Annotated in this window: 25 protein-coding genes and 1 tRNA gene; 16 read left to right on the top strand and 10 right to left on the bottom strand. The window is 61.4% G+C overall.

All coding sequences use genetic code 11. From position 1 onward, the window contains the following. Positions 1 to 34: 34 nt before the first annotated feature. From HX792_RS05700 to HX792_RS05690, 3 genes are all read right to left on the bottom strand, one after another. Entirely contained in the window at positions 35 to 1,333 is a 1,299-nt protein-coding gene (locus HX792_RS05700; RefSeq protein ID WP_176995150.1) for an NAD(P)/FAD-dependent oxidoreductase, read from the bottom strand. A 60-nt stretch (positions 1,334 to 1,393) separates the two neighbouring features. After that, positions 1,394 to 1,567 carry a DUF3094 family protein gene (locus tag HX792_RS05695; protein ID WP_176995149.1) on the bottom strand — a complete coding sequence of 58 codons (174 nt, stop codon included), beginning with the start codon at positions 1,565 to 1,567 and terminating at the stop codon, positions 1,394 to 1,396. A gap of 89 nt (positions 1,568 to 1,656) precedes the next feature. Next, on the bottom strand, positions 1,657 to 2,286 hold the full coding sequence (locus HX792_RS05690; protein WP_083360208.1) for a DUF1780 domain-containing protein: 630 nt from the start codon (positions 2,284 to 2,286) through the stop codon (positions 1,657 to 1,659). Between the two features lie 101 nt (positions 2,287 to 2,387). Between HX792_RS05690 and HX792_RS05685 the strand changes: the two genes are divergently transcribed. The 3 genes from HX792_RS05685 to HX792_RS05675 all read left to right on the top strand — a co-directional run bounded on the left by HX792_RS05685 (position 2,388) and on the right by HX792_RS05675 (position 3,833). Then, positions 2,388 to 2,855 (top strand): FAD/FMN-containing dehydrogenase, encoded by a 468-nt coding sequence (locus tag HX792_RS05685; protein ID WP_176995148.1) that lies wholly within the window; start codon positions 2,388 to 2,390, stop codon positions 2,853 to 2,855. Then, on the top strand, positions 2,852 to 3,541 hold the full coding sequence (locus tag HX792_RS05680; RefSeq protein WP_176995147.1) for an energy-coupling factor ABC transporter permease: 690 nt from the start codon (positions 2,852 to 2,854) through the stop codon (positions 3,539 to 3,541). Before HX792_RS05685 ends, HX792_RS05680 begins: the two co-directional genes overlap by 4 nt. Positions 3,542 to 3,617: 76 nt before the next feature. Continuing rightward, positions 3,618 to 3,833, top strand: coding sequence for a hypothetical protein (locus tag HX792_RS05675; RefSeq protein WP_003171680.1), 216 nt, complete (start codon positions 3,618 to 3,620; stop codon positions 3,831 to 3,833). Here HX792_RS05675 and yacG read toward each other — a convergent pair. From yacG to HX792_RS05655, 4 genes are read right to left on the bottom strand one after another with little or no spacing between them, the layout of a single operon-like run. Beyond that, positions 3,830 to 4,030: a DNA gyrase inhibitor YacG gene (gene yacG, locus HX792_RS05670; RefSeq protein WP_003188437.1), complete on the bottom strand. Its 201-nt coding sequence runs from the start codon at positions 4,028 to 4,030 to the stop codon at positions 3,830 to 3,832. The genes HX792_RS05675 and yacG overlap by 4 nt on opposite strands. Beyond that, positions 4,027 to 4,650, bottom strand: coding sequence for a dephospho-CoA kinase (gene coaE, locus HX792_RS05665; RefSeq protein ID WP_176995146.1), 624 nt, complete (start codon positions 4,648 to 4,650; stop codon positions 4,027 to 4,029). Before coaE ends, yacG begins: the two co-directional genes overlap by 4 nt. After that, positions 4,647 to 5,513, bottom strand: coding sequence for an A24 family peptidase (locus HX792_RS05660; RefSeq protein WP_176995145.1), 867 nt, complete (start codon positions 5,511 to 5,513; stop codon positions 4,647 to 4,649). The genes coaE and HX792_RS05660 overlap by 4 nt, the downstream gene beginning before the upstream one ends. After that, on the bottom strand, positions 5,510 to 6,718 hold the full coding sequence (locus HX792_RS05655) for a type II secretion system F family protein (protein WP_176995144.1): 1,209 nt from the start codon (positions 6,716 to 6,718) through the stop codon (positions 5,510 to 5,512). Before HX792_RS05655 ends, HX792_RS05660 begins: the two co-directional genes overlap by 4 nt. A 202-nt stretch (positions 6,719 to 6,920) precedes the next feature. Here HX792_RS05655 and HX792_RS05650 point away from each other — a divergent pair, with 202 nt between their 5' ends. The 4 genes from HX792_RS05650 to HX792_RS05635 all read left to right on the top strand — a co-directional run bounded on the left by HX792_RS05650 (position 6,921) and on the right by HX792_RS05635 (position 9,339). Then, positions 6,921 to 7,325, top strand: a complete 405-nt coding sequence (locus HX792_RS05650; RefSeq protein WP_176995258.1) for a pilin — start codon at positions 6,921 to 6,923, stop codon at positions 7,323 to 7,325. 36 nt (positions 7,326 to 7,361) lie between these two features. Next, a complete protein-coding gene (locus tag HX792_RS05645; RefSeq protein WP_176995143.1) occupies positions 7,362 to 8,771 on the top strand; it encodes an O-antigen ligase in 1,410 nt (469 codons plus the stop codon). Between the two features lie 39 nt (positions 8,772 to 8,810). After that, positions 8,811 to 8,883: transfer RNA gene (locus tag HX792_RS05640), tRNA-Thr, on the top strand. A gap of 150 nt (positions 8,884 to 9,033) precedes the next feature. Further along, positions 9,034 to 9,339 carry a DUF6388 family protein gene (locus HX792_RS05635; RefSeq protein ID WP_176995142.1) on the top strand — a complete coding sequence of 102 codons (306 nt, stop codon included), beginning with the start codon at positions 9,034 to 9,036 and terminating at the stop codon, positions 9,337 to 9,339. A 95-nt stretch (positions 9,340 to 9,434) separates the two neighbouring features. Here HX792_RS05635 and nadC read toward each other — a convergent pair whose 3' ends face one another. Next, positions 9,435 to 10,283 (bottom strand): carboxylating nicotinate-nucleotide diphosphorylase, encoded by an 849-nt coding sequence (gene nadC, locus HX792_RS05630; protein ID WP_176995141.1) that lies wholly within the window; start codon positions 10,281 to 10,283, stop codon positions 9,435 to 9,437. 244 nt (positions 10,284 to 10,527) lie between these two features. On the opposite strand from nadC, the gene HX792_RS05625 reads away from it, so the two are divergent. From HX792_RS05625 to HX792_RS05605, 5 genes are all read left to right on the top strand, one after another. Next, on the top strand, positions 10,528 to 12,684 hold the full coding sequence (locus HX792_RS05625; RefSeq protein WP_176995140.1) for a DUF1631 domain-containing protein: 2,157 nt from the start codon (positions 10,528 to 10,530) through the stop codon (positions 12,682 to 12,684). Between the two features lie 61 nt (positions 12,685 to 12,745). Further along, complete coding sequence (gene ampD, locus HX792_RS05620) at positions 12,746 to 13,309, top strand: 1,6-anhydro-N-acetylmuramyl-L-alanine amidase AmpD (RefSeq protein ID WP_176995139.1); 564 nt, start codon at positions 12,746 to 12,748, stop codon at positions 13,307 to 13,309. After that, entirely contained in the window at positions 13,306 to 14,142 is an 837-nt protein-coding gene (ampE, locus tag HX792_RS05615; RefSeq protein WP_176995138.1) for a regulatory signaling modulator protein AmpE, read from the top strand. The genes ampD and ampE overlap by 4 nt, the downstream gene beginning before the upstream one ends. A 152-nt stretch (positions 14,143 to 14,294) precedes the next feature. Further along, positions 14,295 to 16,325 (top strand): methyl-accepting chemotaxis protein, encoded by a 2,031-nt coding sequence (locus HX792_RS05610; RefSeq protein ID WP_176995137.1) that lies wholly within the window; start codon positions 14,295 to 14,297, stop codon positions 16,323 to 16,325. 127 nt (positions 16,326 to 16,452) lie between these two features. Beyond that, positions 16,453 to 16,890: a hypothetical protein gene (locus HX792_RS05605; RefSeq protein ID WP_176995136.1), complete on the top strand. Its 438-nt coding sequence runs from the start codon at positions 16,453 to 16,455 to the stop codon at positions 16,888 to 16,890. Here the strand turns inward: HX792_RS05605 and HX792_RS05600 are convergent. Next, positions 16,837 to 17,613 (bottom strand): TatD family hydrolase, encoded by a 777-nt coding sequence (locus tag HX792_RS05600; RefSeq protein ID WP_176995135.1) that lies wholly within the window; start codon positions 17,611 to 17,613, stop codon positions 16,837 to 16,839. The two genes, HX792_RS05605 and HX792_RS05600, sit on opposite strands and share 54 nt — an antisense overlap. Positions 17,614 to 17,615: 2 nt before the next feature. Continuing rightward, entirely contained in the window at positions 17,616 to 18,611 is a 996-nt protein-coding gene (gene cra, locus HX792_RS05595) for a catabolite repressor/activator (RefSeq protein ID WP_176995134.1), read from the bottom strand. A gap of 294 nt (positions 18,612 to 18,905) precedes the next feature. Here cra and ptsP point away from each other — a divergent pair, with 294 nt between their 5' ends. The 4 genes from ptsP to HX792_RS05575 all read left to right on the top strand — a co-directional run bounded on the left by ptsP (position 18,906) and on the right by HX792_RS05575 (position 26,083). Beyond that, entirely contained in the window at positions 18,906 to 21,764 is a 2,859-nt protein-coding gene (gene ptsP, locus HX792_RS05590; RefSeq protein ID WP_176995133.1) for a phosphoenolpyruvate--protein phosphotransferase, read from the top strand. Continuing rightward, the gene (pfkB, locus tag HX792_RS05585; protein WP_176995132.1) at positions 21,765 to 22,685 is read left to right on the top strand and encodes a 1-phosphofructokinase; all 921 of its coding nucleotides are present in this window, start codon (positions 21,765 to 21,767) and stop codon (positions 22,683 to 22,685) included. It abuts the gene before it with no gap. Positions 22,686 to 22,696: 11 nt separating this feature from the next. Continuing rightward, complete coding sequence (locus HX792_RS05580; RefSeq protein WP_176995131.1) at positions 22,697 to 24,403, top strand: PTS fructose-like transporter subunit IIB; 1,707 nt, start codon at positions 22,697 to 22,699, stop codon at positions 24,401 to 24,403. Positions 24,404 to 24,541: 138 nt separating this feature from the next. Beyond that, positions 24,542 to 26,083: an alkaline phosphatase gene (locus tag HX792_RS05575; RefSeq protein ID WP_176995130.1), complete on the top strand. Its 1,542-nt coding sequence runs from the start codon at positions 24,542 to 24,544 to the stop codon at positions 26,081 to 26,083. Positions 26,084 to 26,175 lie beyond the last annotated feature (92 nt).

Here is a 26,175-nt window from a genome sequence, read left to right as displayed (position 1 = left end):
GGTAGGGGGATTTTTTTTGCAGCGAGATCGTCAATCAGTGCAGCTTGAGCCTAGGCTCGGTCCCGCGACCAATCTTGCTACCCAGCATCAACATGGCCGTACGGAAGAACCCGTACAGCGCCATCTGGTGCATGCGGTACAGCGACACGTAGAACATCCGCGCCAACCAGCCTTCCAGCATCACGCTGCCAGTAAGGTTGCCCATCAAGTTACCCACCGCCGAGAACCGCGACAGCGAGATCAACGAGCCGTAGTCGGTGTACTTGTAGGTTGGCAGGTCTTTGCCTTCGATACGCAGCTTCAGCGACTTGGCCAGCAGCGATGCCTGCTGGTGAGCAGCCTGGGCGCGTGGCGGAACGTTGCGGTCGGTGCCCGGTTGCGGGCAGGCAGCGCAGTCGCCGAAGGCAAAGATGTTTTCGTCACGGGTGGTTTGCAGTGTTGGCAGAACTTGCAACTGGTTGATGCGGTTGGTTTCCAGGCCGTCGATGTCTTTGAGGAACCCCGGCGCACGAATGCCGGCCGCCCACACCTTGAGGCTGGCTGGAATCACCTGGCCGCTGCTGGTGATCAGCGCATCGGCTGTCACTTCACTGACCGCCGAATTGGTCAGCACGGTCACGCCGAGCTTTTCCAGGGTTTTATGCACAGGCCCGCCGATGCGTTCCGGCAGGGCAGGCAGCACCCGTGGCCCAGCCTCGATCAGGGTGATGTGCATGTTTTCCGGTTTGATGCGATCCAGGCCATAGGCCGCCAGTTCATGCGCAGCGTTGTGCAGCTCGGCGGCCAGTTCAACACCGGTCGCACCGGCGCCGACGATGGCGACACTGATTTTCTCTTCCACGTCGGTTTGCCCGGCATGGGCGCGCAGGTAGTGGTTGAGCAGTTGTTGGTGGAAGCGCTCGGCCTGTTTGCGGGTGTCGAGGAACAGGCAGTGTTGCGCCGCGCCCTCGGTGCCAAAGTCGTTGGTGGTGCTGCCAACGGCGATCACCAGGCTGTCGTAGCTCAGCACGCGCGCGGGCACCAGTTCACGGCCTTCTTCATCGAGGGTGGCGGCCAGCTGGATTTTCTTCTGTTCACGATCAAGCCCGCTCATGCGCCCCAGCTGGAACTCGAAGTGGTTCCATTTTGCCTGGGCGACATAATTGAGTTCGTCTTCCGATGAATTCAGGGAGCCGGCGGCCACTTCGTGCAACAGAGGCTTCCAGATGTGGGTGAGGTTGGCGTCCACCAGCGTGATGCTGGCCGTGCCGCGCTTGCCCAGAGTCTTACCCAGGCGGGTAGCCAACTCCAGGCCGCCGGCGCCGCCGCCGACGATAATAATACGATGGGTCATGGGGATATCTCGCAAGGCTAAAAGAAATCGGAGCAGTTACCCCCGCGAGCGCCAGGCAGCTCATAGCGTCAGGTAACTCAGAAGGCGACTCAGCAGGCCAAGCCCGATCACGGCCGCCAGCACCACAACGAGGAGCAGCCACGGCCTGAAAGGCTTGCGCTCGACTCGGTTCTGGGAGAGTTGCAGGTACTCTTCGACATGCTGTTGGTCATCGGGGTTCAGGCGGCTGGTCATAAAGGCCTCGTCAGGTAGACGTTGCAAAAGGGCCCCACGTTACAGTCTGTGAGTGGGCGGCATCGCCACAAGCTTAGCCGGTGCCCGCGTCACAGACTGATACCTACGTCGAATACTATGCTGCGCCCCAGGTTGTTGCGCAAGAAATCCGGTGCGTCGGGGTGGGCGAACAGCACCCGCGCAAAGGTCGGCCCCACCAGCGACAGCGAGCGCCAACCCTGGCGCAGGTACTCGGTGGGCGGCGGGAAGTGGCTGTTGAGGTCCAGCACCTCGCGCTTTAGGCTGGTGAACGCGATCAGGTCCAGCTCCCCCAGGTCCATGCCCCGTTCTTTATAGTTGTGCGCTTTTTTACGCAGCGTCGGTGCCAGGCGCAGCAGAAATTCATGGGCGGGGATGCGTCGCGGCTTGGCTTCGCGCCGCACCAGTTGGCTCAGGGAGAATGCGCTGCGCCGCCTGAGCAGCTCATCTCGCCATTCGTCGTTCAGGCGCCGGCCTTCATCCAGAACGAAAAACACCTCGAAACTGGCGTCTCGAAACAGCACGTCCGGCGGCTCCTGCCCAGCCGCGTGAAACTCTTCGGCGCGGTAGGGCACATTCAAGCCTTGCAGCAGGCGCTGGCAGACCCAACGCTCACGCTCCCATTTGCGGGCATTGGACAAGAACGCATTGGCTTGTTCGGCCGCTACAGTGAGCAGGCGCAAGTAATCTGAGTCATCCATGCTTGCAGCTTAGCGCCCAAATGATGACCGCAGGAAGTCCTGCTGCAAAAGCGCGGTGTAGACTGGCCGTACAAAGGTCAATCGGGCATGGGGAGTGCGTCGTGAAGTTTTTTGTTGTGCTGTTTTTGAGTCTTCTGCCCCTTTGGGCCCAGGCCGTTGAAGTGGGTGAGCGGCTTGCGCCCTGGACGTTGCTGGACCAGTTCGATCAGGCCTACAGTTTGAATGATCAGGCGCAGATTCTGTTGGTCGCCCGCAGCATGGAAGGCGCAAAGCTGGTGGATGCGGCGTTGCAAGGCCAGCCCAAGGGGTATTTGGAAGCGCGTCAGGCAGTGTTTGTCGCTGACATCCAGCGCATGCCTCGGCTGATCGCCAAGTTGTTCGCGGTGCCGGCCATGCAGGCCTACAGCTATCGGGTGATGCTGGATCGCGACGCGCGTGTCGTGCCGCGCTACCCGGGGCCTGTGGATAAAGTGCTGTGGTTGCAACTGGATAAGGGCAAGCTGGTTGCGCAGCGTGAATACGGTTCTGCCGCTGAGCTGCGTCAGGCGTTGGAGCAGGTGGCACCGTGATCAGTGCCGCGGTGCTGGCGCCAGAAACCCTCACGATCGGGTGGCTGTTGTTTGCACCCGTGGTGATGTGGGCGGTCCTGCGCTCGTCCTGGCTTGAGTTGTTCGCCGACCGTCGGCGCCAGCACCTGTTGTTCGGCACGGTGTTCGCGTTGTTCATGCTGTGGCTGGTGCGGCGGGATTTCGACACCGGCGTTTCCTATCACTTTATCGGCATGACCGCCGTCACCTTGTTGCTTGACTGGCCGCTGGCAATCGTCGGCGGTGTTGCGGCCCAAATGGGCCTGGTGCTGTTGGGGCGCCAGGACCTGGCAGCGGTGGGGGTCAACGGCCTGCTGTTGATCGGTTTGCCCGTGCTGGTGACCGAGACCTGTGCGCTGCTGGTCGAACGGGCGCAACCCAGGAACCCCTTCGTGTACATCTTCTGCTCCGGCTTTTTTGCCGCCGCGCTATCGGCGTTGCTCTGCCTGTTGATGGGGCTGGGCCTGTTGTGGTTCGACGGCCGTTTCGCGATGCCGGAATGGCTGGAAGATTTCGTCGGCTACCTGTGGCTGATGATCTTTCCCGAGGCCTTTATCAACGGCATGGTAATCAGCGCCCTCGTGGTGTTCTGCCCTGAATGGCTGGAGACCTTCAACCGTACGCGCTATCTCTCGGCGCCCTGGAAGGATGACGATTCGCAGCGTTGACCTGGATCAAATCCCGCACAGCCGAGCAAGCCCATGCTCTGCGAAATTTTCCTGGGCAAAGGTGGGAGCACGAATCATGAGTGTGTACGAATGGGCACGGCAAGAGCTGCGTAGAAGCCAGGATGCCGCGCAAGAAATCGGCTTTGACCCGGGCCTGACGCTGCGCGCCATGCTCAGTGCGGTGGTGCAGCAGAGCAAAGGCGTGCGCAGTTTCGAAGACCTGGCCGACGAGCTGCAATACCTTGCAGAGAACCTCGACGACCAGCAGGAGTACGCCTTTATGCGCCCTTAGTGGCGTGGCGGCAGGTCTTCTGAAAACAGCTCGTCTTCGGCGTCCGGTGCTACGGGAATCTTGTGTTCTTCAGCTGCCCAGGCGCCCAGGTCGATGAGTTTGCAACGGTCCGAGCAGAACGGGCGGTTGAGGTTGGTCGCTTTCCATTCCACGGGGGCGCCGCAGGTTGGGCAGTCGACAGTCAGGGGTTGGCTCATGATCGGCCTCCACGCAAAGTAAGGTAAAAGTGGTGCAGTCGCTCGACCTCGCTGTGCAACCACGCGAGGTCCTTGTCATTGACCAGTACATCGTCGGCATGTTTCAGGCGGTCTTCACGGCTGGACTGGGCCTTGAGAATCGCCTGCACCTGTTGCTCGCTGATGCCGTCGCGCTGCAGGGTACGCTGAATCTGCAATGATTGCGGCACGTCGATCACCAGGATGCGCTGGGTCATGCTGTACTGGCCCGATTCGATCAGCAGCGGCGACACCAGGATCGCGTAGGGCGATTGAGCACGCGCCAGGTGGCTGCGAATTTCCTCGCCAATCAGCGGGTGCAGCAGGGCTTCGAGCCAGCGCCGCTCTTCGGGCACTTCGAAGATCAGTTTGCGCAACGCAGCGCGGTCCAATTGGCCGTCAGGTTGCAGCACGCCTGCACCAAAGTGTTCGGCGATGCTAGCCAACGCCGGCCGGCCAGGTTCCACGACCCACCGGGCAGCATGGTCTGCGTCGACCAGGTCAATGCCAAGGTCAATAAAGTGCTGGGCGGCGGCGCTTTTACCGCTGCCGATGCCGCCCGTGAGGCCAAGAATCCAGGGTGTTACAACAGGAGTGGTCATCTGAAACCGACAGACTGCAAATAGAAGTCGGTTATTTGACCACCCCAGAGCAATGCAATCCAGCCGGCAATGGCCAGATACGGACCAAACGGCATCGGGGTCGACGCCTGGGCCTTGCGCAGGCGCAGTAACAGCAGCCCGACAAACACCCCGACCAGCGAGGACATCAGTAGGGTCATGGGCAGCACTTGCCAGCCACCCCAGGCGCCGAGCAACGCCAGCAACTTGAAATCACCATGACCCATGCCGTCCTTGCCGGTGACCAGTTTGAACAACCAGAACACCGACCACAGGCTCATGTAGCCGATCACTGCGCCCCACAAGGCATCGGGCAGTGGCACCAGCAGTTCGAAGTAGTTGACGATCAGTCCCAGCCATAACAGGGGCAGCACCAGCACGTCCGGCAACAGTTGGTGGTCGGCGTCGATCAGGCTCATTGCCAGCAGGCCCCAACTCAATACCAGCACCACAAAGGCTTGCCCGCCAAAGCCGAAATGCCAGGCAACCACGGCCGAGAGCAGCCCGCAGACCAGCTCGGTGAAGGGGTAGCGGGTGCTGATGGGCGCGTGGCAACGGGCGCAACGCCCCTTGAGCATCAGGTAACTGAGCAGCGGGATGTTTTCCCAGGGGCGAATCGGTTGGTTGCAATGCGGGCAGCAAGAATTGGGGCGCATCAGATTGTAGGTGGGACCGGGAGGGTCAACAGGCAACCCAAGCACTTCCTGGGCCTGGATACGCCAGTCCCGTTCGAGCATTTTCGGCAGGCGCCACACCACCACATTGAGGAAGCTGCCGACAATCAGGCCCAGCACCAGCGCCATCGCGGTAAACGCCCACGGGTGCTCACTCAACAGCAGGCTCAAAATGCCGAACCCAATTGGAAGACAGGCAGATACATGGCAATCACCAGCGCACCGACAATGCCGCCCAGCACCACCATGATCAACGGCTCCATCAGGCTGGTGAGGTTATCGACCAGGTGTTCCACATCGGCCTCATAGTGGTTGGCGACCTTTTCCAGCATGTGGTCCAGGGTGCCTGATTCTTCGCCAATCGCAGTCATCTGGATTGCCATGCCCGGGAACAGGTTGCTGGCGGCCATGGATTGGTTCAGCGGCATGCCGGTTGAGACGTCGTGACGCATGTGTTCGATTGCCTGTTTAAAGGGCCCATTGCCCACGGTGCCTGCCACGGAGCCCAGCGCTTGTACCAGGGGCACGCCTGCTGCAAAGGTGGTGGAAAGCGTGCGGGCGTAACGAGCGACGGCGGATTTTTTCAGCAGTGTGCCTGCTAGTGGAACCCTCAACAAACCCGTATCTATTTTGTATCGAAAACTACGGGACCCCCGATAGGCTTGGCGTACTGCGATCATGGCGGTACCCAGCCCCAGTGCAACACCCCACCAGGCGCGCTGCAGAAACTCCGACAGGGCGATGACCTGTCGGGTGAACCCGGGCAACTGGCTGTCGACCCCGGCGAACAGGCTTTGGAATTGCGGCACGACATGGATCAGCAACACCGTGCTGACCACGCTGGCGACCAGCAGTACCGCGATGGGGTAGGTCATGGCTTTCTTGATGCGGGCCTTGAGCTGTTCGCTTTTCTCCAGGTGGATGGCGACGCGTTCCAGAAGAGTTTCCAAAGCACCGGCCAATTCCCCTGCGGCAACCAGGTTGCAATACAGCTCATCGAAGTAGCGCGGGTGCTTGCGCAGTGCCGTCGCCAGGCTGTTGCCGGTTGCTATCGCGTGCTTGAGCCCTTTTACCAGTTCGCGCACCTGCCGGTTCTCGAAGCCTTCGCTGATGATGTCGAAGGCCTGCAACAGGGGAATGCCGGCCTTCAGCAGCGTCGCCAACTGCCGGGTGAACAGGGCAATGTCCGCAGGCTTGATCGTTGCGGCCAGGCGGGGCATGCCGGCAGGTTTCCTGCGCACGCGTTCGGGGCAGATGCCCTGCTGGCGCAAGTGTGCCTTGATCAGTGCCACATCGTGGCCAACGGTTTGCCCGGACACCTTGCGCCCCTTGCGGTTGATGCCTTCCCAGGCGTAGATCGTCGAAGTGTCGTTCATGTCTCGTTTGCGCACTGAGGGAGTGGAAGATTTATAGCTTAGTCAGATGACGGATTCGGGCCGGCCGGTGTTGCACGATAAAATGTCAGAATGTGCGTCTTGAGCGCGATTGACCCCATTTGGGTGAGTACACTGGCGCGGCAATAAACCACGAGGCGCAGGACGCGCCTTGTCATGAGTTCTATCCTGGAGAGTGAATGTGATGCGTCAGAAAGGCTTTACCTTGATCGAGTTATTGATCGTCGTGGCAATCATCGGCATTTTGGCCACCATCGGCTTGCCCATGTACACCAAGCACCAGGCCAAGGCCAAGTTCACGGCGGGGTTGGCGGAAATCTCCGCATTGAAGGCCGGCTATGAAGACACCCTCAATCAAGGCACTGTACCGACCCTGGCCTTGATCGGCGGCACCAGCCCTACCGCCAATTGCAAGATCGACGTAGTTGGGGACGTGGCCACGGGGGCAGGGTCCATCAGTTGCGAAATCCTTGACGCCCCGGCGCCTGTGCTGGGCAAGACCATCACGTTGACGCGTAGTGCAACCACGGGTTGGAAGTGCGCAACCACGGCGGATGCGCAGTACGTCACCAAAGGTTGCGGCGCCTGATTGCCTGACCTCACAACACGGAAGTAAGGGTGGCCCATGTCGTTGTCCCTGCAACAGCGAGGCAATGTGTTTCTGGTAGTGGCTGCATGCCTGTTGGCGGTGGGCATCTGCTTGCCGTTCAGTGGGCATGATCTGCAACGTTCCACACAGATTGTCATGAGCCTGGGCGCGGTGCTGTATGGGCTGTCGGCCGGTTCAGGCGAGCGGTTGTTGGACCGGCCCAGCACCTATGGGCTGATGGCGATCATCGGGCTGGGCGTGATCTCTTCCGTACTGGCTCATCAGCCGTTGTGGGCGCTCACCGAAGTGGCGCTGTTTGTCGGTTGTGGCGCGATCGCCGTGGCGTTCGCCTTGCTTCGACGTCAGGGTGGTGAGCCGATGGATCGCGCCCTGATCCTGATTGTCTTGCTGCTGTGCCTGGTCAAGTCTTTGCAGTACCTGTGGGCCGCAGCATCGGCCTTTACCAGTGGTAACGATGTGCTGAACCTCGACCATCTGCTGTCGGGGTTTTCCAACAAGCGATTTTATGGCCAGTTTCAGACCTTCACCTTGGCGCTGTTGGCGCTCCCTTTGCTTTTAGCGAATGTTACCCGCGCCATGCGTGCCGGGGTGTTTGCGCTGCTGTGTGTCTGGTGGTTGATCGCCATCAGTGGCGGCACGCGCGGTACGTGGCTTGGCCTGGCGGTGGCGGCTGGGGTGTTGACGGTGCTGGGGCCTTGGGGGCGGCGTTGGGTTGCCTGGCAACTGGCGGCGCTATGTGGCGGCCTGGTGTTGTATTGGCTGTTGTTCGTGGGGTTGGCGGGCTATCTGGGGATTGAAGTTGGCAGTGGCGCAGGCGATCGCCTGACCACCTCGCTGTCGGGGCGCGGTCCGATCTGGTTACAAGCTTGGCACATGATTGAAGAGCGCCCCTGGCTAGGCTTCGGTCCCATGCATTTTGCCGATATCGCCAATGAAATAGCGGCCCACCCGCACCAGGCGGTTCTGCAGTGGGCCAGTGAGTGGGGCGTGCCGTCAGCCCTATGTGTGGCCGTCCTGGCGTGGCGGGCTGGCTGGGCGACGTGCAGGATAGTGCGCGCACGAGCATTGTCTGAGGCCGGTGAAGACCTGCTGCGGCTGTGCCTGTTTGCGGCGTTGGTGGGTACGTTGGTGCAGTCGATGGTCGACGGTGTCATCGTGATGCCCAACTCACAGGTATGGCTGGCGCTGGTGGTAGGTTGGTTGATGGCGTTGCACGTAGGGCGAACTCCCTTGGACAGCGGGCTGAAGTGGGCGGGCGCAGCGTGGCAAATAGCCGGTGTGATGGCCGTTGGTCTGATGTTATTTATCGCTGCACGCGACCTGCCTCATACCGTGCAAGACCAGGCGGACTACCTGCGCGCCGGTCATGATCACCTGCAGCCACGCTTCTGGGCCCAGGGTGTGATCGCACTCCCTGGCCAGTAAGTTGCCGGACGCCCGATGCGGTGCTAGCTTTAGCCCACCGCCCGTGTAGCTCAGCCGGTAGAGCAGCGCACTCGTAACGCGAAGGTCGCAGGTTCGATTCCTGTCTCGGGCAAAAAGGCAACACTGCTTCAAAGGCAACGTTTTCAGATGATCCCAGAATGGTTCTGAAGGCCAGACGAGCCGGCATTCCTGCCTGTTCTTTTGTATCTGCGCAACCTTGATGACCCAGATGCATCCCCATTCCTCGATCTAAGAGAACAATATGACCACGACTGAAATGACCCAGGAAGTTCGGCACGAAGAAGCCCTCAAGAAATACCTTGAGGACACGCCGCAGCTTAAAGAAGAGATCAAAGACCTGAGCGCCGATGATCAGCGCGACCAGATCCAATGGGCATTCGAGGACGAGGCGGAGAGCCAGGGCTACCAGCCTTGGGAGTTGACCCTCAAGTACACCTCCACACCGGAAGCGTTTGAAGCCGCACGGCTGGCCTTGCACAAAGAGGCCGCCGAGGTGCTGGGTGTCGACTGGGAAGAATATTGCGAGATGAACGACCTGGTCGTCTGATTACCCCGTAGGAGCTGGCTTGCCGGCGATGAGGCCTGTGAGGTTCAAGGTAATCTCACGAGCCCTATCGCCGGCAAGCCGGCTCCTGCAGTGCTTCAGATGCTAAGGCGCATCGAGAGGTCCACTGCCTTCACGTCCTTGGTCATCGCCCCGATGGAGATGTAGTCCACCCCGGTTTGCGCGATGGGCAGCAGCGTGGTTTCGTTGATTCCGCCGCTGGCCTCCAGCTTGGCCTTGCCGGCGTTCAGGCGCACGGCTTCACGCATGTCATCCAGGCTCAATTCGTCGAGCATGATGATATCGGCACCCGCCGCCAGTGCTTCACGCAGTTCTTCCAGGCTTTCAACTTCGATTTCCACCGGCTTGCCTGGCGCAATCTTGTGCGCGGCCGTAATGGCCTGGGCGATACCGCCGCACGCGGCGATATGGTTTTCCTTGATCAAAAACGCGTCATACAGCCCGATGCGATGGTTGTGACAGCCGCCACAGGTCACCGCGTATTTTTGCGCCAGGCGCAGCCCCGGCAGAGTTTTGCGGGTATCGAGCAGCTTGACCTGGGTGCTGGCGACAAAATCCGCCAGGTCTTGCGCACGGGTGGCCACGCCGGACAGCAGCTGCAGGAAATTCAGCGCACAACGTTCACCGCTGAGCAACGAGCGTGCCGGGCCTTCGAGATGGAACAACGCCTGATTGGGGCTGACGCGCTCACCGTCGGCCACCTGCCAATGCACTGCCACACGCGGGTCCAGTTGGCGGAACACAGCATCTACCCACGCTGTACCGGCAATCACAGCCGCATCACGGGTGATGATCGTGGCCTTGGCCAGCCGTTCGGCCGGGATCAACTGTGCAGTGATGTCGCCGCTGCCGATGTCTTCCAGCAGTGCGCGGCGCACGTTGGCTTCGATTTCGGCGGTGAGGTCGGCAAGACGGAGATTCGGCATAACAGGCTCCACAAACAAAGTGCCCCGATTATAGGGGCAGTGCGCGTTTGAACCCAGCGACCTGCTCATTTACGACCAAATGACAGAGTTTGCTGGCGCAACAGCCCTCGTTTGCAAGATAATCTCGCGCCTTGCAATTGGCGTCATAGCTTTGACGTCTTGGTAATGACTGGGTATTCGCAGTGCCCGTCCGGGCCTGTGCCCGAGCATTTCCCCATCAACACCGCCGTTTCAGGAGGCCAGGATGCACAATGACGGAAAGGTGGTGCCTATCAACAAGGTACATGCCACGCCATCGCCGCTCGCGCGCCTGCCGGTGGTGTTGTTGCAGGTGCGTGACAAGGCGGCGCAGCAGCTGCAGCAGGGCCTGCAGGAACTGTTCGATAACGCCGACGACACCCTGTTCGAAATGGCCGACAAGGCTCGAAGCAACGTCGATCACCATATTTTTTTCGAAGCCATGCGCGACTTGCGCCTCAAGCGCAAGAATTTCGAACGCGTGTTCATGGAGCAACTGTTCGCCGCCTTCGCGCTGCTGGGGCAGTCAGGGCGCAGCGACCTGCACCTGGTGCCGGTGGTGTCTTACGATGCAATACCGGGCACCTCCCGTGATGATCTGGAAAAGGCCGTGGCACTGGAGGCTATGCTCGGTCGCGTACGACATCGCGATGGCTTGGCGCTTGCGCAACTCACCGCACGTTTGAGTGCGTTGTTGGACAAGCAACTGGAAGAACGTGAGAACCCCTTGGGCCCGGCGCTGCTCTGCGAGTTTTTCCTGCGGGCAGGGCGCAGCCTGGGTGTGGAGATCCGTGTCAAACTGATCATGCTCAAGCTGTTTGAGAAATACGTACTCAGTGACGCTGACCAACTGTATGGCGAGGCTAATCAGTTGCTGGTGGCTATCGGCGTACTGCCCCAGCTCAAGGCGGTGCCGTCACGTCGCCCCGGCGGTCGAGCAGAACGTGACCAGCAACGCGAAGGCCGGCAGCCGATGACCGAGCCGCCGTTCGAAGATAATGGCCATGAAGCCTTCACCGCCCTGCAAGCCTTATTGGTGGCCGTGCGCGGTCGTGTGGCCCCTACCCTTGAAGCCAGTGCCGAGCCACAACCCATTGCCTCGCGTGACCTGTTGCGCCTGCTCTCTCACTTGCAGCAATACGTACCTGAGCCCGAGGCCGAGGACGATTTCGATCTGCGCAACCATCTTGAGCAGTTGCTGACCCGGGTCAGCGTCAAGAGTGGCAAGTCCCGGGTGGTGGAAAACGCCGACGAAGACGTTATCAATCTGATCGCGCTGCTCTTCGAGTTCATCCTTAAAGATCACGCCGTGCCCGACGCTTTCAAGGCCTTGATCGCCCGCTTGCAAGTGCCCTTGCTAAAAGTCGCGGTATTGGACAAAAGCTTGTTCAGCCGCACCAGCCACCCGGCGCGTCGTTTGCTCAACGAAATTGCCAGGGCTGCCCTGGGCTGGAGCCCGAACGATGATTACCTGCGCGATAGCCTGTACCTGCGCATCGAGCAGGTGGTGCAGCGTTTATTGAATGAGTTCGTCGAGGACCAGGGGATTTTCTCCCAACTGCTGGCCGAGTTCTGCACTTTTACTGCTGATGAGCGCCGACGCTGCGAGCTGCTGGAACAACACACCCGCGATGCCGAAGAAGGTCGGATGCGCACGGATGCCGCCCGCCAACGTGTCGCCGACGTGCTTAATCGGCGGTTGTTGGGTAAGACGCTGCCCCAGGCAGTGGTGCAGTTTCTGCAGCAGGCCTGGAGCCAGGTGCTGTTGTTGGCCAGCCTCAAGCATGGCGAGCAGTCGGTGCAGTGGCAGGCGGGGCTGCGCACCATGGACGAGCTGATCTGGAGCGTAGGCCTGCAGAAAGACACCGAGGCCGGACGGCATTTGCTGGAGCAACTGCCCGGGTTGCTCAAGGCGCTGCGTGACGGGTTGACCAGCGCCGCGTTCGACCCGTTCAGTACCCGTGAATTCTTCGTGCGCTTGCAGGCCATGCATGTGCAGGCGTTTGACGGTGAGGGGCTTGAGGCATTGATGGAAGTGCGTGAGCCGTTTGTGCTCGACAGCGGGTTGCCCGATGCTGTCGATACCCTGCCGGGCGATGACCCTGACCTGCTCAAGGCGCGACAGCTGCAGGCCGGTGGCTGGTTTGAGTTCCAGCAGAACGATGCCGCAGCCCTGCGTTGCAAGCTGATGGCGATTGTTGCGCCGTCCAACACCTACATTTTCGTCAGCCGCATGGGGCTCAAGGTCCAGGAGAAAAGCGCGGGCCAACTGGCTTTGGCGTTCAAGGGCGGCACCTTGCGCCGTTTGGACGAAGGCTTGCTGTTTGAGCGTGCGCTGGCCTCCGTGACCGACAACCTGCGTCAACTCAATCGCGGCAAGTGATCGCAACCGCAGGGCTGAACGCGGCATACTGGTAACACCTCGTCTTAATCAAGGAACCCGTATGCAGTTGGACCCCACCAGCGGTTGGTGCAAGGGCATTCGTCATTGCCCTTCGCCCAACTTCAACGAGCGCCCGGCAGGCGAAATCTCTCTGTTGGTGGTGCATAACATCAGCTTGCCACCGGCGCAGTTCGCCACGGGCAAAGTGCAGGAGTTTTTCCAGAACCGGCTGGATGTCACGGAACATCCCTACTATGAAGGGATCGCTCACCTACGTGTGTCAGCGCATTTCCTGATTGAGCGCGACGGTGCCGTGACGCAGTTTGTGGCGTGCCAGGACCGTGCCTGGCATGCCGGGGTTTCCAGCTTTGAAGGGCGGGACACCTGCAATGACTATTCACTGGGGATTGAATTGGAAGGCACCGACGAGCTGCCGTTCACCGACGCGCAATATGCGTCGCTGATTGACCTGACGCGTCAGTTACTGGCGGCCTACCCAGGCATCACCCGCCAGCGTATCTGCGGTCACAGCGATATTGCCCCGGGCCGCAAGACAGACCCGGGCCCCGCTTTTGATTGGGCGCGCTTTCGCAGCGCCCTGCAGGATGGAGGACACGCACAATGAGTTTCCTGGTGTTGGTGCTGGCGGTGTGGATCGAGAAGTTCTCGGCCTTGCGCCAGCGGCTGCAGCGCGACGGCGGATGGCTGCGTGAACTGGCCAAGCTGGAATCGAGCCCCCGCATGGGCAAACAGCCTTGGTTGATTCTTACGTTGCTGGTATTGCTGCCGGTGGCCTTGCTGGCCTTGTTGCTGGTGGTGCTTGAACCCGTGGCCTATGGCCTGCTGGCATTGCCGGTGCACCTGCTGGTGGTGATCTACAGCCTGGGGCGGGGCGACCTGCTGGCTGGGCTCGGGCCTTTCCGTGATGCCTGGCGACGGGGTGACTTGCAGGCCGCCGAACATGTGGCCGAACGTGATCTCAAGCTCGCTGCAGACAGCGGCGAGCAACTGCTCGAACGGGTTCAGGGGCATCTGCTGTGGCAGGCGTACCAGAGCTTTTTCGCGGTGATTTTCTGGTACTTCCTGCTCGGGCCGGTGGCGGCCCTGGCTTATCGCCTGCTGGCGCTGGCCAGCGAGCACAGCCAGAACCCTCTGGTGGCCGAGCGCGCCGGGCAACTGCGGCATGCGTTCGACTGGTTGCCGGTCCGCTTGCTGGCAGCCAGTTTTGCGTTGGTGGGCAATTTTGTCGCGGTCAGCCGGGTGATGCTCCACGAGTTGCTGAGTTGGGACATCAGCGCTGCCCAACTGGTAGAAAAGGTTGGTTTGGTTGCGGCAGAAATTCCGCCACCGGTGGTGGGTGCCGATGGCATCAACAGCCTGGATCGCCTGTGGGAACTGCTGCTGCGTGCGGCGGTGCTGTGGTATGCCGGGTTCGCCATCTGGACCGTGTTGCCCTGATACCCACCGGCAGGGAAGCTTCAGCCTTCCCTGCCGTTAACCTTACGTTACAAAACTCCCTTTCGAATTGAGCTATACAGACAGAGCGCCAAATAGTGGCTATCTGCCGCCGCCCTGCGCCTCAATAAAAATAAAAGAAAGGGAGTTCACCTGTGAAGAGCTTGCTCTATCCCGCCGTCGCGCTGATGAACCGCTTGAGCTTCGGCATGAAGTTCAGCCTGATCAGCGTGCTGTTTTTGCTGCCGATGCTGGCGACCAACTATTTCCTGGTGCGTGATTCCTGGCGTGAATTCCAGGGTACGCGTATTGAGTTGCAAAGCCTCGATTTGCTTGGCAGCAGCCTGACCCTGCGGCGTGATCTGGAAACCCTCAACAACCAGGTACAAATCAACGCAACCCTCGGCCAGTCTGGCAAGGCGGGCGACCTTGAAGGCCAGATCAGCGCTTTGGAGCACAACGTGCTCTCGCGCCTGCAAGGCCTCACCGCCATGGCGACCGACCCCGAGCAAATTGCTGCGTTTGATAGCAAGCGCGACGAATTGATCACAGCGTTCAAGGCCCAACAGCAGGAAACGTCACTGCTGAACAAAAGTGCGTTGATCGGCAAGCTGCTCAATAAAGCCCAGATGCTCAGCCAGATTATTGCCAGCCAATCCGGCTTGAGTCGCGACTCGCAGAGTGATCTGCGCCAGCTCAGCGACCTAGTGACCGGGATCACTCCGCAAGTGACCCAGGCCCTCGGCGAAGGGCGTGCAATGGGTGCTTACTCTCTGGGCCAGGGGTTTATCAATTCCTCTTCCAGCACTCGGTTTGATGAGTTGTTGCAGCAGTTGGAGAAGCTGCAAGGCGAATACGCCCTGAAACTGCAAGACGCACTGGGTGCCAGCAACGCCGCGCATGGCGCCCTCGATTCAATGGCGCAAGCCAGCCAGGCCAGCCTCAAGCAAGGCAGCGAATTGTTCGAGGAACAGGTGGTGATGGCCGAAACCCTCGACGCCCCGTGGCAAGGGTTCTATGCCAGCGTCAGCCAATTGATGGCCAAGACCTACCAGTTGGATGACGCCACTTTGGCCTTCATTCAACAGCAACTGGAGCAGCGCCTGGCACAAAACCGTACGCACATGGTGGTGCTGGTGTGTGCACTGGCAGCGGTGTTTTCACTGATTTTCTACCTGTATGCAGGGTTCTATGCGTCCACCCGCACCACCTTGCGGCGCCTGGGCTTGATGATGGACAACGTGGCAGCGGGCGATATGACGGTCAGCTTTGTGGCGCACAGCCGCGACGAGTTGGGGGAGTTGGGCAAGGTGTTCAACGGCACGGTCGCCAAGATCCACGATCTGATCGAGCGCGTCGGCCAGACCGTCAGCCAGGTCGAGGTGCAAGCCGGCCAAGTGGAGAGCGTGTCGGCCCAGAGCAACCAGGCGGTTTCCGGCCAACGCAGCCAGATCGAACAAGTGGCCACGGCCATGAACCAGATGTCGTCCACCGCCCAGGAAGTGGCGCGTAGCGCAGCCGCGGCCGTCAGGAGTGCCCATAGCGTCAACGATGAGACGGTCAGCGGCCGTGGGTTGGTGCAATCCCAGCAGGGCAGCATCGCGCGCTTGGCGTCCGAAATTGATGCGTCGGTGCAGGTTATCAACCAACTGGCCACGGACAGCCAGGCCATCAGCAGTGTGCTGGAAGTGATCAAAAGCATTGCCGAGCAAACCAACCTGCTGGCGCTCAATGCCGCGATCGAGGCCGCACGTGCCGGCGAGCAGGGGCGTGGTTTCGCGGTGGTGGCGGACGAAGTGCGCACCCTGGCGCGTCGCACCCAGCGTTCGACCGAAGAGATCGAACAGATGATCAGCCGGCTGCACACGGGCGTCGGCGCGGCGGTCAAGGCCATGGGCACCAGCCATGCCATGGCCAGCGGAACGGTTGGGCAGTCGGAAAAGGTTCAGCAGGCGTTGGAAAACATCCTTGGTGCTGTGGGCATGATCGTCGATCAGAACCAACAGATTGCTGCCGCCGTCGAGCAACAAACCGCGGTGGCCCACGATATCGACAGGAACATCGTCGAAATCAACCGTGCGGGTGAGCATGCAGCGCAGGGTGCGCATCAGACTGAAGCAGCCAGCCGTCAGCTATCGATGCAGGTCATCGAGTTGAAGCAATTGATCGGCGCGTTTCGCGTGTAGGGCTTTTGGGTAGGAATACTCGGTATGGGGCGTGGTGCATGTCTTGATTTCCCCGTGTCCCTTTTTTGATTGAGTGAATGGGTGAGAATTTGTTTCAGCTAGTCACGGATCAGGGGAGGGCACCACCATGACCATTGCCATCGGCATCAAAGGGCACTGCGCCCATTGCGATATCACGTTTGAACTCAAGTCTTGGCAATTGAATGCCATTGCTATCCATGAACCTTTTGATTGCCCGTACTGCCAGCGAACGTTGCAATTGAACTGTCCCAAACAACTGCGTCAGTTCAAGGCGCTGGATCACTGGGCCCTGGTGCATCCGAGCATGGTCATACTGACCTGCATGGTGTTGGTCGTGGCCTTGGTCGCCGAGTGGGTGGGTTTGGTCAGCGTGATTGAGCAACTCAATATTTCGCTGGTGGTGGTATTGGTCCATTTCCTGGTGTTGCGTTATGCCCATCATCGGCAGCGGATAACGCTCAGCCTGCAAGTTGCCAAACCTGTCGGCGGGTTACCAATTGAACAGCTCGCACGCATTGCGTGTGCTCGTCTCAGCCAGTCGTGACGGGCTGATGCCCATGCGTTCGGCCAGGGCGGTACAGATGTCCGGCAGGTGTTGCGGGCTGTTGCGTTGGCCGGGGTACATGGCGGGCGCCATGTCCGGTGAATCGGTCTCCAGCACTACGGCGTCCAGGGGCAGTTGGCCGAGAACCTTGTGCATGCGCAAGGCCTGGGGCCAGGTCGCGGCACCGCCCAGGCCCAGCTTGAAACCGAGCTTGATGTACTCGCGGGCTTCTTCGTAGCTGCCAGCAAACGCGTGGATGATGCCGCCTCGTGGCACGCGCATACGTTTGAGTGTGGCGATCACGGCAGCGTGGCTGCGGCGTACGTGCAACAGCGCTGGCAGTTGGAAGTCCGCGGCCAGTTTCAGTTGTGCCTCGAACAGGTTTTGCTGACGCTCGCGGTGCAGGTGCTCAAGAAAAAAGTCCAGGCCGATCTCGCCCACCGCGCACACTTGCCGGTGGCCCTGGAGGCGGCTCAGCCAATCACCCAATTCCGTCAGGTCGGCCGGGCGATGTTCATCGAGGTAGACCGGATGCAGGCCGAAGGCGGCGAAGAGGCTGTCGTCACCCTGCACCAGATCCCACACGCGCTGCCAATTCTGCTGATAGACCCCCAACACCACCATGCGCCGCACCCCGAGTTGGCGGCTGTGGGCGAGGACTTCCCGGCGATCGCTGTCGAAGTCCGGGAAGTCCAGGTGCGTGTGGGTGTCGATCAGCTCCACACTCAGGCCTCGTGAATACGCTGCTTGAAGGTACGGCTGATGGCGTGCACGCCGGGTTGGTACTGTTCTTCTTCAATCGCGGCCAGGGCCAGGCGCAGGGCGGTGTCGGCGATCAGTTGATGCTGTTGGGCCATGGCGTTGACGGGCAAAGGCAGGAAGTCCAGCAACTGCGTATCACCGAAGGTTCCCAGGCGCAACGGTCGCGATTTGAGCGGGAAGTCATGCAGCGCGTCGAACACGCCTTGCAGCAGCACGTAGGACGTCGTCACCAGTGCATCCGGCAAATGCCCCAGACGCTGCAGGAGTTGTTCCATCAACTGCCGACCGCAGTCGCGGCTGAAGGCTTCGCCCTGTTCGATCAGCACGTCGCCCTTGAAGTCGCGCAGTGCCTCGCGAAAACCGGCGGCGCGTTCCTGGCTGATGCTCAGCTCGGGGTGTGCGCCGATCAGCACGATCTGTTTGGGTAGTGGTTGCAGCAGGCTGCTGGTCAGTTGTTGGCAGGCCTGGCGGTCGTCACTGACCACCGAGCAGAACTGGCCCGTGTCCATCACCCGGTCGATGGCGATCACCGGCAGGCCTTTGGCTTGCAGCTCGCGGTAGCTGTCATCGCTGGCTGGCAGGCAGCTGGCCACAAACAGTGCGTCGCAGCGACGGGCGCGAAACAGTTGCAGCAGTTGGCGTTCGCTGTCGGCCTCATCGTCAGAGCTGGCGATCAGCAACTGATAGCCCCGGGCGCGGGCGCCTTGCTCCAGCAACTTGGCGATCCGTGCGTAACTGGGGTTTTCCAGGTCCGGCAGGATAAAGCCCAAGGTGCGCGTATGCCGACTGCGCAGTCCGGCCGCCTGGGGGTTGGGCGTAAAGCCATGGGCTTCGACCACCGCTCGCACGCGCTCGACGGTCGCGTTGCTGATGCGTTGCTGTTCGGCCTTGCCATTGATGACATAGCTGGCGGTGGTCACGGACACACCGGCCAGACGTGCAATATCGCTGAGTTTCAAACCGGGATTTCCTTGTTTTTTAGAGCTTGCCCCGACATTTTGTCCAATCGTAACCGATTCCTGCACGCGACTAACGTCTGGGCTCAAGCGCCGAGTGGTTCTTCAAGGATGCTCAATTAGCGGTTAACCTGCCATAAATTCTAGATTAAACGTTTCAGCTGGCGTATTTTTACGACGTTCGTGACTCAGTGGCTACTGCCAATTGACCACTCAGTCAGTTATTTTTGAACACCCGTGCGCTGATTTATTCAAAACAATACCTAGTGCGCCCCTCGCACTAACTAGGAGAACGGCATGCTTGAGCTCACTGTAGAGCAGATTTCCATGGGCCAGGTGGCTGTGGATAAATCTGCTGCCTTGCACCTGCTCGCGGACAAACTGGTGGCCGACGGCCTGGTCGCCGAGGGTTACCTCAGTGGGTTGCAAGCCCGTGAAGCCCAAGGCTCGACCTTTCTCGGCCAAGGCATCGCCATTCCCCACGGTACTCCCGAAACCCGCGACCAAGTGTTCTCCACCGGTGTGCGCCTGCTGCAGTTCCCCGAAGGGGTGGATTGGGGCGACGGCCAGATCGTCTACCTGGCCATCGGCATTGCCGCCAAATCCGATGAACACCTGCGCCTGCTGCAACTGCTTACCCGCGCCCTCGGTGAAACCGACCTGGGCCAGGCGCTGCGTCGTGCCGGTTCCGCCGAAGCCTTGCTGAAACTGCTGCAAGGTGCGCCACAGGAACTGGCGCTGGATGCACAGATGATCAGCCTGGGCGTGTCCGCCGATGATTTTGAAGAGCTGGTATGGCGAGGCGCACGCCTGCTGCGCCAGGCCGATTGCGTGAGCAATGGTTTCGCCGCCGTCTTGCAGCAAGTCGACGCCCTGCCCCTGGGTGATGGCCTCTGGTGGCTGCACAGTGAGCAGACGGTGAAGCGCCCCGGCCTTGCCTTCGTCACCCCCGACAAACCCATGCGTTACCTCGGCCAGCCCCTCAATGGCGTGTTCTGCCTGGCCAGCCTCGGCGAGGCGCACCAAGCGTTGCTTGAACGCCTGTGCGCGTTGCTGATTGAAGGGCGCGGGCAGGAACTGGGCCGCGCCACCAGCAGCCGTGCCGTGCTCGAAGTACTCGGCGGCGAGCTGCCTGCCGACTGGCCCAGCGCCCGGATTACCTTGGCCAACGCCCACGGCCTGCACGCCCGGCCGGCCAAGGTGCTGGCGCAGTTGGCGAAGCAGTTTGACGGCGATTTGCGGGTGCGCGTCATCGATGGCCCGGTGGGCGCCGTGTCGGTGAAAAGCCTGAGCAAGTTGCTCAGCCTCGGCGCGCGTCGCGGCCAGGTGCTGGAATTTGTTGCCGAGCCGTTGATTGCCGGTGATGCGCTGCCCGCTCTGTTGGCAGCGGTCGAAGCGGGGTTGGGTGAAGAGGTCGAGCCGTTGCCGACGGCCAGCGCGCAGCCTGCCACCGTTGATATCGAGCCTGTGATCAGCGCCCCCGTGTCCGGCAGCCAGATCCAGGCTATCGCCGCCGCGCCGGGCATTGCCATCGGCCCGGCGCACGTCCAGGTCCAGCAGGTATTTGATTACCCGTTGCGCGGCGAGTCTTCCTCCATTGAGCGTCAGCGCCTGCAAGACGCCTTGGCCGAGGTGCGCCGTGATATCCAGGGGCTGATCGAACGCAGCCCAGCCAAAGCCATCCGCGAGATTTTCATCACGCACCAGGAGATGCTCGACGACCCGGAACTCACCGACGAAGTCGATACCCGTCTCAAGCAGGGTGAAAGCGCCGAAGCCGCCTGGATGAACGTGATCGAGGCCGCCGCCAAACAGCAGGAATCGCTGCAGGATGCCTTGCTTGCCGAGCGTGCCGCCGACCTGCGTGACATCGGTCGGCGTGTGTTGGCGCAATTGTGCGGGGTCGAAAGCGTCCGGGAGCCCAGCCAGCCCTACATCCTGGTAATGGATGAAGTCGGCCCGTCCGACGTTGCACGCCTGGACCCGGCCCGCGTGGCCGGTATCCTCACTGCCCGTGGCGGCGCCACCGCTCACAGCGCTATCGTCGCCCGTGCCCTGGGCATCCCAGCCTTGGTGGGCGCAGGTGCTGCCGTTTTGCTGTTGGCGCCGGGCACACCGCTGTTGCTCGATGGCCAGCGCGGTCGCCTGCACGTGGACGCCGACGCCGCCACCCTGCAACGCGCCACCGTCGAACGTGACACCCGCGAACAACGCCTGCAAGCGGCCTCGGCCCAACGCCATGAACCGGCATTGACCCGCGACGGCCACGCCGTGGAAGTGTTCGCCAATATCGGCGAAAGCGCCGGCGTTGCCAGTGCCGTGGAACAAGGCGCCGAAGGGATCGGCCTGCTGCGTACCGAACTGATTTTCATGGCCCACCCGCAAGCGCCGGATGAAGCCACCCAGGAAGCCGAATACCGTCGCGTGCTCGACGGCCTCGACGGTCGCCCGCTGGTGGTGCGCACCCTTGACGTGGGCGGTGACAAGCCGCTGCCTTACTGGCCTATCGCCCAAGAAGAAAACCCGTTCCTCGGCGTGCGTGGCATTCGCCTGACCTTGCAGCGCCCGCAGATCATGGAAGCGCAATTGCGTGCGCTGCTGCGCTCGGCAGACAACCGCCCACTGCGCATCATGTTCCCCATGGTCGGCAGCGTGGACGAGTGGCGCGCCGCCCGTGACATGACCGAGCGCTTGCGCCTGGAAATCCCGGTGGCCGACCTGCAACTGGGCATCATGATCGAAGTACCGTCCGCCGCCTTGCTCGCGCCGGTGCTGGCCAAGGAAGTCGACTTCTTCAGCGTCGGCACCAATGACCTGACCCAATACACCCTGGCCATCGACCGTGGCCACCCGACCTTGTCCGCCCAGGCCGATGGCCTGCACCCGGCGGTGTTGCAACTGATCGACATCACCGTGCGGGCCGCCCACGCCCATGGCAAATGGGTGGGTGTGTGCGGCGAGTTGGCGGCCGACCCGTTGGCGGTGCCGGTGCTGGTGGGCCTGGGGGTGGATGAGTTGAGTGTGTCCGCCCGCAGCATTCCCGAAGTGAAGGCGCGGGTACGTGAATTCAGCCTGAGCGAGGCCCAGGGCCTGGCGCAAAAAGCACTGGCAGCGGGTTCGCCCACCGACGTGCGTGCCCTTGTGGAGGCCGTGTAAATGGCAAATATTTTGACCCTGACGCTGAACCCGGCGTTGGACCTGACCGTGCGCTTGGCGCACCTGGAACCGGGTGAAGTCAATCGCAGCGAAACCTTGCTGACCCACGCGGCCGGCAAGGGCGTGAACGTGGCGCAGGTACTGGCCGATCTGGGCCATCAGGTGAGCGTGGGCGGGTTTCTCGGTGCGGAAAATCCCCAGGCTTTCGACGCGTTGATTGCCCGTCGTAAGTTTGGCAATGCGTTTATTCGGGTGCCGGGTGAGACACGCAGCAATATCAAGATTGCCGAGCGGGATGGCCGGGTTACCGACATCAATGCGCCGGGGCCGCTGGTGAGTGAAGAGGCGCAGGAAGAACTGCTCAGACTCATCGCCATCGTCGGCCCTGAATTCGACGCGGTGGTGGTGGCAGGCAGCCTACCGCGTGGTATCACCCCTCAATGGTTCCAGGGTTTGCTCGAGAAAATCAAAGGCCTGGGTTTGAAAGTCGCCCTGGACACCAGTGGCGAAGCCTTGCGCGCCGGCCTACAAGCTGGACCGTGGCTGGTCAAACCCAACACCGAAGAACTGGCCGAGGCGCTGGGCAATGCCACCGACGCTATCCATCGCCTGCATCAACTGGGCGTGGAGCATGTCGTGGTCTCCGACGGCGCTGCGGGCGTGAGTTGGTACAGCCCTCAGGTGGCGCTGCATGCCACGCCGCCCAAGGTCACGGTCGCGAGCACCGTGGGTGCGGGCGATTCGTTGCTGGCCGGGATGCTTCACGGCTTGCTCGCTGGCGATGCACCCGAGCAGACCTTGCGCCGCGCCACGGCGATTGCCGCGATGGCGGTGACGCAGATCGGTTTCGGCATCAGCGATGACGCGCAGTTGGCGCGCCTCGAAAGCGGCGTCCACGTGCGTACGCTGACAGAACAATAAGAGGGTTTGTGATGAAGTTAGCCATTGTTACCGCCTGCCCGAACGGCATGGTCACCAGTGTGCTGTGCGCCCGCTTGTTGGACGCCGCCGCGCAACGTCAGGGCTGGAGCACCAGTGTCGAAGTGGTCGATGGGCAGCGCCCTGAACGCCAATTGTCCCAGGCCACCCTCGACGCCGCCGAATGGGTGTTGTTGGTCAGCAGCACGCCGGTGGACATGCAGCGGTTTGTCGGCAAGCGCGTGTTCCAGAGCACGCCGGCTCAGGCGCTGGCGGACGTCGAGGCGGTATTGCGGCGTGGGGCCGAAGAGGCCGAGGTTTACGTCGCCACTGAAACGGCAGCCAAGACCGCGCCGCGCATCGTCGCAATCACCGCGTGCCCGACCGGGGTGGCGCACACCTTCATGGCCGCCGAAGCCTTGCAGCAAGCCGCCAAGCGGCTGGGCTACGACTTGCAAGTCGAGACCCAGGGTTCGGTGGGCGCGCGTACGCCATTAAGTGCGCAAGCGATTGCCGAGGCCGATGTGGTGCTGTTGGCGGCGGACATCGAGGTGGCCACCGAGCGGTTTGTCGGCAAGAAAATTTACCGCTCCGGCACGGGCATCGCCCTCAAGCAATCCGAAGCGACGCTGAAAAAAGCGTTGGCCGACGGCGCGGTGGAAAGCACCGGCAGTGCAGCGGTGGCCCAGTCGGAAAAAACCGGCGTGTACAAACACCTGCTCACCGGCGTGTCGTTCATGCTGCCGATGGTGGTGGCGGGCGGCTTGTTGATCGCCTTGTCGTACATGTTTGGCATCACCGCTTTTGAAGAACAAGGTTCACTCGCCGCCGCGCTGAAAACAGTGGGTAACCAGGCCTTCATGCTGATGGTACCGTTGCTGGCAGGCTACATCGCCTACTCCATCGCAGACCGTCCAGCCTTGGCCCCCGGAATGATCGGCGGCTTGCTGGCAACGACCTTGGGCGCGGGATTTATCGGCGGGATTTTCGCCGGTTTCGTGGCCGGCTACTGCGTCAAGCTGGTCAACCGCGCGATCCGATTGCCGCAGAGCCTGGATGCGCTTAAACCGATCCTGATCATCCCGTTGCTGGCGAGCCTGGTCACCGGCCTGGCGATGATCTATCTGATCGGGCCGCCGGTGGCGCGCATGCTCGTTGGCTTGACCGCCTACCTCAATGATATGGGCACGACCAACGCGGTGCTGTTGGGCATTCTGTTGGGCGGCATGATGTGCGTCGACCTCGGTGGGCCGATCAACAAGGCGGCCTATGCGTTTTCCGTGGGCATGTTGGCGGAGCATAGTGGTGGGCCGATTGCCGCCGTGATGGCTGCGGGTATGGTGCCGCCGATTGGCATGGGCATCGCCACCTTCCTTGCGCGCCGCAAGTTCGCCCAGACTGAGCGTGAGGCCGGCAAGGCGGCGATCATTCTCGGGATGGTGTTTATCTCCGAAGGTGCGATTCCGTTTGCGGCCAAAGACCCACTGCGCGTGATTCCGGCGAGCATCGCGGGCGGCGCGTTGGCCGGGGCAATTTCGATGTATTTCGGCTGCAAACTGGCAGCGCCCCACGGCGGCCTGGCGGTGCTGGTTATCCCGAATGCGATGAACCATGCGCTGCTGTATCTGCTGGCGATTGTGGCCGGTAGCGTGCTGACCGGCTTGGTCTACGCCCTGATCAAGCGCCCGGACACTGAAGAGCTGGCCGTCACTTCCGCATGACCCCCACCTGTAGGAGCCGGCTTGCCGGCGATGGCGTCCTCAAGGGCCCCATCGCAGGCAAGCCAGCTCCCACAGGTGTCATCTGGTTTTCATCCCCGCGTGGTTTAGTTTCCTTTTGACGCTCAAGAGGGAACCTGCATGAGCCACTTCGACCTCGGCCGCCGCCGCGTGATGCAAGCCGTCGGCGCTGGCCTGTTGCTGCCGGGCCTGGCGCCGGCGGTGATCGCTTCGGTAAAAGACCGGCCGCAACTCACCGACGGTGTGCAGTCCGGTGACCTGCTGGGCGACCGCGCCATGATCTGGAGCCGCAGCGACCGCCCGGCGCGGATGGTGGTGGAGTGGGACACCCGCAGTGTGTTCAGCAACCCGCGCAGGTTCATCTCGCCCCTGGCCGATAACCGCACCGACTTTACCGCCCGAGTCGAACTCACCGGCTTGCCCGCCGACCAGGCGATTTTCTATCGCGTGCACTTCGAAGATGCCCAGACCGGCGTCGCCAGCGAGCCCTGGTTCGGCCACCTGCGCAGCGTGCCGCAACAGCGTCGCGACATCCGCTTTGTGTGGAGCGGCGACACCGTCGGCCAAGGCTTCGGCATCAACCCGGATATCGGTGGCATGCGCATCTACGAAGCCATGCGCCTGCGCTTGCCGGACTTCTTTATCCACAGCGGCGACACCATCTACGCCGACGGACCGGTACCCGCGCAGCTCACCACGGAAGACGGGCGCATCTGGCGCAATATCACTACCGAAGCCAAGAGCAAAGTCGCCGAAACTCTCGATGAGTATCGCGGCAACTACCGCTACAACCTGATGGATGAAAACGTGCGTCGCTTCAACGCCGAGGTGCCGCAGATCTGGCAGTGGGACGACCATGAGGTGGTCAACAACTGGTCGCCGAGCAAGCAGCTGGACGAGCGTTACCAGACCAAGGACATCAACACCTTGGTCGGCCGTGCACGCCAGGCCTGGCTGGAATATTCCCCCATGCGCCGGCAGGCGGCTGACGGTGGCGGGCGCATTTACCGCAAGCTCAGCTATGGCCCGTTGCTGGATGTGTTCGTGCTGGACATGCGCAGCTATCGCGGGCCCAACGATGACAACCTGGGCGGCGAAAAACCCTTCATGGGGCGTGAACAGCTGGAGTGGCTCAAGCGCGAACTCAAGGGCTCCCAGGCCCAGTGGAAAGTCGTCGCCGCCGACATGCCCATCGGCCTCGGCGTGCCCGACGGCGAGGTCAGCCCGGGCGTGCCGCGCTGGGAGGCCATCGCCAATAACGACCCGGGCGCACCCCAAGGGCGCGAGTTGGAGATTGCCGAACTGCTGGGCTTTTTAAGGGCTCAAAACGTGCGCAACCACGTGTGGCTGACGGCGGATGTGCATTACTGCGCGGCCCACCATTACCACCCGGATCGTGCGGCGTTCCAGGATTTCGAACCGTTCTGGGAGTTCGTCGCCGGGCCGTTGAACGCCGGGAGTTTCGGGCCGAATGCGCTGGATAAAACCTTCGGGCCCGAGGTGGTGTTCCAGAAGGCGCCGGCGGTGCAGAACAGTTCACCGCTTGCCGGGTTTCAGTTTTTCGGCGAGGTGCAGATTGATGGGCAGACGGCGGAATTGACCGTGATATTGCGGGATTTGGATGGCGTCTCGGTGTTCGAACAAAAACTGCAACCCGCCTGACCTGGAATACGATCAAACTGTGGGAGCTGGCTTGCCTGCGATGACGATAGTGAATTCACCATCGCTATCGCAGGCAAGCCAGCTCCCACATT

This window comes from Pseudomonas sp. B6002 (genome assembly GCF_013385985.1).
Classification (GTDB): domain Bacteria; phylum Pseudomonadota; class Gammaproteobacteria; order Pseudomonadales; family Pseudomonadaceae; genus Aquipseudomonas.
The sequence above is the reverse complement of the archived record's forward strand: the minus strand, read 5'-3'. Positions and strand labels throughout refer to the sequence as shown.